Consider the following 7,603-nt stretch of genomic DNA (forward strand, 5'->3'; position numbering starts at 1 on the left):
AAATTTAATTTCAAGCTTATACTACTTTGTAGAATAAAGTAAATATTTAGGAAAGTTGAACGAGAAACTTGATTATTCAAACTGACAATAACCCTACGGAGGCGCGGTTTAGCCTTGACTGTAGCGGTATCCTGCTAGATTGAGCAAGTTGCGGTGGCTAGAGTTTGAGGTGGTGTCGAGGCAACAGCAACATCTCAACTCGTGTCACCGCCTCGTCCAGACTGGCAAATACAAGCGGAAGGCGGGATTGGCTCCCCCACTTCTCAAAAACTCAAATCCCAAACACAAAAAAGGTGAGCCGAAGCCCACCTTTTTATTTTAAAAACAGATATCTAAAACTATAAGCAATTGCTAGAGGTTTGAGTAGCGAGGAAAACATGCGCAAGCACTACATATCGTAGGCTCAGCAAGTTTGACGAAGCTAATCAAGCATCTAGGTTTGCGACTAGCGCAACCAAGCTCTCGCGTTACGGAACATCCGCATCCACGCGCCATCTTCATTCCACTCTTCTGGCTTCCAGCTATGGTTATGGGCTTTTAGGTTACGCTCAGGATGCGGCATCATAATCGTGACGCGACCATCAGTGCTACATAGACCCGTGACCCCGCCGAGTGAACCGTTTGGATTGAGCGGATAGGTCTCAGTTGGATAACCTTGGCTATCGACATAACGCATGGCGAGCTGACCGTGGTTTGCCATACCGTCGATTTCAGTATTATCTAGCGTGGCATAGCCCTCACCATGCGCCACCGCGATTGGCAAGATGCTGCCTTGCATACCTTTGAACAAGATAGACTTGGTGCGCTCAATTTTCACGTTGACCGTACGCGCCTCAAAACGAGCAGACTCGTTGGCGATGAAGCGTGGGAAGTTGTCTGCACCTGGGATGAGATCCTTTAGCTGCGCCATCATCTGACAACCGTTACAGACGCCTAGTGAGAAGGTATCAGGACGGGCGAAGAAGCGCACAAACTGCATGCGTAGCTCGTCATGGAACAAGATAGAGTTTGCCCAACCTGAGCCAGCGCCCAATACGTCACCATAACTAAAGCCACCACAAGCGACGAGACCGTCAAAGTCACGTAGATTGATACGATCTTCAAGCAAATCGCTCATGTGCACATCGATAGCTTCAAAGCCAGCTTGGGTAAAGCCTGCTGCCATTTCTGTCTGACCGTTGACGCCTTGCTCACGGAGGATAGCGACTCTTGGCTTAGTTTCGCGACTGGCTAAATACGGCGCCTCTATCTGTTGATTGAGATCATAGTTTGGCGCAGCGATTAGGCCTTGATGGCTGGCATCGCTGATTAGGTCATACTCTTGCTGTACACAAGCTGGGTTATCACGGCGGCGCGCGATTTGATAGCTGACCTGCGTCCACGCTTGCTGCAATTCGCTACGGCTAAACTGTAGCGTGTCATCGCCCATGAGCGTTGGTGTCTGAATCAGTAAGCTGTCTTCTTCTGAGCTTTGACCAACGAGGCTCAGCATATCACTGACGTTAAACTCTTCTGCCAATTGTACTAAAGCGGCGACGTTTTCTGGCAATACTTGAATGACGGCACCCAGCTCTTCACTGAATAGTTGACCAAGCAAATTATAATCGGTCAACGACAGTTTGATACCTTGACGGCTGGTGAACTGCATCTCTGCGATGGTCGCTAGTAGACCGCCATCACCGATATCGTGATAAGCACTGATGACGCCTTGTTCATTACCTGCCTGCACAAAGTTAAAGAAATCAATCAAATCACTCGGTTGTGCCAAATCTGGGCAATCGTTACCTAGTTGGCTCAGCGTCTGCGCTAGGATTGAGCCGCCTAAACGTAGCTTGCCTTTCGACAAGTCGATACGATAAAACGCGCTGTCACCCCTGATGAGCTCAGGCGTTAGGGTTTTTGCCACATCAACCACAGGGGCAAATGCGGTAATCACAAGGCTCATTGGCGAGACGACTGATTTATCCGTCTCACCTTCTTCGCTGCTGTCTGTCCAATTGGCACGCATAGACAGAGAATCTTTACCCACTGGGATGGCAATGCCAAGTGCTGGACACAACTCTTCACCGACAGCATGTACCGCGTCAAATAATGCCGCATCTTCACTGTCATCACCGCACGCAGCCATCCAGTTAGCCGACATGGTAATGTCTGACAACTGAGCAATACGTGTACCAGCGATATTGGTAATCGCTTCACCAATCGCAAGTCGTGCTGACGCTTTTGGATTAATAAGTGCGATAGGCGTACGCTCACCGATACTCATCGCCTCCCCTGTCATCGGCTGACCGTCTAGCGCAATCAACCCCGAGGCGGTCACAGCACAATCCGATACGGGCACTTGATAGCGACCCACGTACTGATCGCGTACGACCATACCAGTGATAGAGCGGTCACCAATGCTGATCAAGAATGACTTGCTCGCGACAGTAGGATGACGCAATACATCGGTGACGGACTCGGTCAGATTGACCTTATCTAACGTCAATGCGGATAATTCGTTTTCTTGACGGCTAAAACCGCGCTGCATTTTTGGTGTACCACCGAGCAATACTTGCATCGGCATATCGACAGGTTGGTCGCTGAGCAATTCATCATCAACGACTAGCTGACGGATATCTGTCGCTTCTCCTAATATGGCATACGGGCAGCGCTCACGGGCACAGATAGCATCGAACTGGTCTTTGCTGTCTGGGCGAATCGCGAGTACATAGCGTTCTTGCGCTTCGTTTGACCAGATAGCCATCGGCGACATACCTGCTTCTAACGATGGTACTTTACGCAAATTTAGTACCGCGCCCATTTCGTGATCGTTCACCAGCTCTGGCATCGCATTAGAGATACCACCTGCGCCTACGTCATGCAATGACACGATTGGGTTACCGTCTTTACCATTATTACTATCGTCGACACTATGTCCTGCCAGTGCCCAGCAGCGATCCATTACTTCTTGGCAACGACGCTCCATCTCAGCATTGTCACGCTGCACAGAAGCAAAATCCAAGCCTTCATCAAGTGAACCACTGTCTACAGAAGACGCTGCACCGCCGCCTAGACCGATCTGCATCGCAGGACCACCAAGAACGATCAACAAATCGCCTTGCTGAATGGCATTTTTTTCAATCAGGTTGCGTTTGATATTGCCGTAACCACCTGCCAGCATGATTGGCTTATGGTAACCGCGCATCTCGCTGCCGTCTTTGGCCGCTGAGGTATCTAACTGAAAGCTGCGGAAATAACCACACAGATTGGGACGACCAAACTCGTTTGAGAAGTTGGCTGAACCAAGTGGTGCTTCAGTCATAATCTCAAGACTGGTCGCCATACGGTCTGGCGTGCCATAAGCCTGCGTACTGACTTGACCGGACTGCTCCCATTTTTCACTCAACTCTGGAATGTGCAAGTGAGAAACATGAAAACCTGTCAGACCTGCTTTTGGCTTACCACCACGACCCGTTGCGCCTTCATCACGAATCTCACCGCCTGCACCCGTTGCTGCACCCGCATAAGGGGCAATCGCCGTTGGGTGGTTATGGGTTTCGACTTTCATTAAGATGTCGATGTCTTCTTGATGAAAACTATAAGGATGGGCAGCGTTTGCGTCCATTGCATCAGTAGGAATTTGATAAAAACGCATACCATCAGACCCTGCCATCACCGCCGCATTGTCTTTGTAGGCAGATAGGATACCTTGCGGGTTTGACTGGTAAGTATTCTTAATCATCTGAAATAATGACTTTGGCTGTACTTCGCCATCGATGCTCCATTCAGCATTGAAGATCTTATGACGGCAATGCTCAGAGTTGGCCTGCGCAAACATCATTAGCTCAACGTCAGTCGGATTGCGTTTTAGCTCATTGACATAAGCATTCATTAAATAGTCGATATCTTCGCTGGATAATGCAAAACCAAACTCTGTATTGGCTGATTCTAAAGCTGTACGACCTTGACCCATGACATCGACATGATTCAGTGAAGCGGGTGCTTGGTCGTCAAACAACGCATTCACATCACTCAAATCATAGACCAAGCTCTGAGTCATACGATCAAACAATAATTGCTCAGCGGCATGTGATAGTTTGTTAGTAGCGCTGCTATTGGTTACAGGGCTGTCGCCATCAATTGTCAGCGTATAAACGATAACGCGCTCAACTCGACTAATCTCAATTTCACAGTTATTAAAGATGTCGGTCGCTTTACTGGCCCATGGTGAAATCGTACCAAAACGCGAACTCACGATAACTTGTATTTGGTTGTCTTGTGCAGCGGTAAGCTGAGTGCCCTCTTTGACGCCAAATAAGTCCAGTGCCTTTTTTTGCTCATCAGCAGAGAGCTTGTGTGATAACACATACACTTGCTGAGTGCTGATTTGGCTGACATTTAATTCTGTCTTTTGCTGAAACTGACTGATGAGTTGCTGCGTCTGAAAATCGGTAAGAAACGGTTGTCCGGCGATGGTCATCATAAAGGCATAATCCGTAAGATCAAGGCATCTCTGCCATGCAAAGTAAATGGTTTGCGTATTATAACAAGAAGCCCTGTAATAAGCAGGTCAAAACCGAGATAAATTGCCAATACAGTCGGTTATCGAGTCAGTAAACCATCATCCAATCACCGCCCTCTCTTCTCTCTATATAAAAGCTCACGATATATAAAATCCCACGATATATAAAAGATCGTGAGTCAAAGCTTATATGGAAAGCGCACTTGCACACAAGCTCTCTCCGTGGTTACTTTTGGCACATGGCGTCACAATTTTTACCTAATCCTCATAATCCTTACAAACAATCACATCGCTTTACTGCTTCCCTATATAAACCATCCACCTATCCTCGTTATCCTAAATATCAATTGCTAACAAGCCTGGCTAGCAACGATACTGGCTAGCAACGACTTAAATTACCGACGATCCAAGTTACTAACAGTTCAAATAGCCAGCGAATGACGAATACAGCTTGTTCGAGATATTCAATACTAATTAATAATACTTACCAAAATCACAAAAATGAGGATAATCACTATGAGTAGACAAGACCATATCGATAAAGTTCAAGAGCTAGTAAAAGACATCAAATTTGCCATGATGACTACCAGAACACTCGAAGACCACCTGCATTCTTGCCCGATGACCACCAGCGAAACCAGCATCGGCGCCAAAGAAATCTGGTTCATTGGCGATAAGACCACAGAGACCGTCAAGGACATCGAAAAGAACGCACAAGTGAACTTGGCTTATGTCAGTCAAGATGCCAAGAACTATGTCTCGATCAACGGTAAGGCAGAATTGGTAGAAGACGAAGAAAAACTCAATGAGCTGTGGTCACCGATATACAGCGCCTTTTATGAACAAGGTAAAGAAGATCCGAACTTGCAGCTTATCAAGGTCGTGCCACACGGTGCCGAATATTGGATCAGCGGCAGCTCAGTTGTCAACATGTTCAAAATGACAACTGCCGCCGTGATGGAAGGCAAAAAAGCAACCCACCTGGGCGAAAACAACTCGGTGACGCTATAGGCCTAATTCGGCTGACAGCATTGACAATGCTGAGGCGAGAAGCTGCTTAAGAAGCGTTAGAAAAACAAAAATGCCAGTTGCACTCGCGACTGGCATTTTTTGTGCACGTTTAATGTGACGCATACTTGATGAGTGGTTGCCATTTCATTCAGCGTTTTAATTGCTACTTATCTCTGGAGATGCTCACTGCGGAGCTGGCGCATAGCCATTGTCCGCTGGATAAGCTTGTGGCTGCTCTGGTTTTGGCTGCGTAGTTTTTGGTTTAGCAGGATCATAAAGCTCATAAACAGTAGTACCAATCACGCCTGTGTTACTGATAGATCCTGCGGCAGTATTGGCTGCATAGGCATCGCCTGGCGCACTAAAAGTAAACGAAGCCACCGAATTTTGGTTTTTGCGAAATCCTTCGATCATTAAATGACTATTTGGTCGTAAAACATAACCACGGTCATAACGGCTAGCAGCACTACCATTCAATACATTTAAACCATCGACACTAGCGACGATTTCGTAAGTCTTGGCACTGTTATTACGATACACCAGACTGTAAGCCTGACCGGCCTGACCGCGTAGATAATAACTGCCGTCATTACGATAAAGCGGCAAGTAGCCAGTGTCAGTTGCCGCTGAAAAATCAACCTGACCCGCCAATAATGACATGCTATTTATCACGCGCCCTGGATAGGCCTTGTCTGCGTAACGAATCTCCATTTGTTCGATAGGCTCATCATTGATACGGCGCAAATCAACCGTTTTCACCTTGGAGTCAACATCATCACCCCATTTCGTGCCTAGACGTTCCGATTCTGCAGCTTCTTCCACCGATGATACCAGTGAGCTATCTGCAGTCGCGGGCGAGATATCTGAGTTGGGCTCCGTTAAGATACGTGCCGTTGAGTCCTCCTGCACAGTGACGCCAGAAGAACAACCAGTTAATAGTGCCAGCAATAATACAGCAGCGCCGGACTTCTTATGGTGAAATATCATACCTAACCCCTCATGCGTGTTTGAATGGCGACTCGTCGTCATTCGGTCGAATTGCTTATGTTTTGTTTACTAATTTAAAGTATATACGAATAATTCCAACCCTGTCTAAAACAAATCTAACGATAGATATTCAGCAGAGACAACAAAAAACGCCAGTGGCAAATGCTACTGGCGTTTTTTTAGGCTTTATGGCACCGCTGTTAGATGACCTGATTATCAATGTGATGACCTAGCCACTTTGTTTGAGATACGGCCAAGCTGCTCTCAAATAAATCATCATCGACCATAACGTAAGGAAAACAGCTGCAACCATCAACGCGTAACCAATTGTCTCCAGAGACTCCCAGTTTAATAACAGCACCGTAATCGCTACCATTTGAAAGGTTGTCTTTAGTTTACCGACGTAAGATACAGCCACACTGGTACTTTTACCCAGCTCTGCCATCCATTCGCGCAATGCCGATACCGCGATTTCGCGTGAGATAATTACGATCGCCGCAATCGCCATAATGATATTGGGATGCCACTGCACTAAGATGATCAGTGCGACAGCGACCATCAGCTTGTCAGCGACAGGGTCTAAAAACCGCCCAAAGGCTGACGTCACATTGAGCTTGCGTGCGAAATAGCCATCGAGCCAATCCGTCACTGCAGCGATGATAAAAACACTGGTCAACAATAAATGGCGCAATAAACTGTCACTAAACTCACTCATCCCTACTCGTGCGATGACATTGTCTGAGATCGCAGGCAAGCCAATCCCCATCGCAGGCGGCCAATAGGCAATCGCGACAAATAGCGGAATCATCAAGATACGCGCAATGGTAAGGTTGTTGGGCAAGTTGAAAATACTATTGGTATTTTGCTTACTTGATGGATCCTGCGTAGGCAAATGCGTACTCTCAGTCATGGCAAACCCAGTTTAATATAGTCACAATAATGTCGGATAGCTTAGCATTTTTCGCGCAGGGCGTCATGCCATCTATCACATCGTAGTTCAAGACAATAACGTAATATCGTGTAACCAAAGCAGCCACACTGTGGCGAACTGCGTTATGATAACCCAATTGATAAAAACACTTGTACACTTAAATATGTAAG

Annotated in this window: 4 protein-coding genes; 1 reads left to right on the top strand and 3 read right to left on the bottom strand. The window is 46.9% G+C overall.

Annotation, left to right across the window (positions count from 1 at the left end; all coding sequences use genetic code 11):
* Positions 1-445 precede the first annotated feature (445 nt).
* The gene (purL, locus tag L0J61_RS07610; RefSeq protein WP_301465790.1) at positions 446-4,465 is read right to left on the bottom strand and encodes a phosphoribosylformylglycinamidine synthase; all 4,020 of its coding nucleotides are present in this window, start codon (positions 4,463-4,465) and stop codon (positions 446-448) included.
* Positions 4,466-5,020: 555 nt separating this feature from the next.
* Here purL and L0J61_RS07615 point away from each other — a divergent pair.
* A complete protein-coding gene (locus L0J61_RS07615; protein WP_301465791.1) occupies positions 5,021-5,515 on the top strand; it encodes a pyridoxamine 5'-phosphate oxidase family protein in 495 nt (164 codons plus the stop codon).
* 183 nt (positions 5,516-5,698) lie between these two features.
* On the opposite strand, the gene L0J61_RS07620 is transcribed toward L0J61_RS07615, so the two are convergent.
* Positions 5,699-6,544 (bottom strand): hypothetical protein, encoded by an 846-nt coding sequence (locus L0J61_RS07620; protein WP_301465793.1) that lies wholly within the window; start codon positions 6,542-6,544, stop codon positions 5,699-5,701.
* A 187-nt stretch (positions 6,545-6,731) separates the two neighbouring features.
* Entirely contained in the window at positions 6,732-7,412 is a 681-nt protein-coding gene (gene pgsA / locus L0J61_RS07625; RefSeq protein ID WP_301465794.1) for a CDP-diacylglycerol--glycerol-3-phosphate 3-phosphatidyltransferase, read from the bottom strand.
* Positions 7,413-7,603: the final 191 nt, after the last annotated feature.

The organism is Psychrobacter sp., assembly GCF_030457785.1.
Classification (GTDB): Bacteria; Pseudomonadota; Gammaproteobacteria; order Pseudomonadales; family Moraxellaceae; genus Psychrobacter.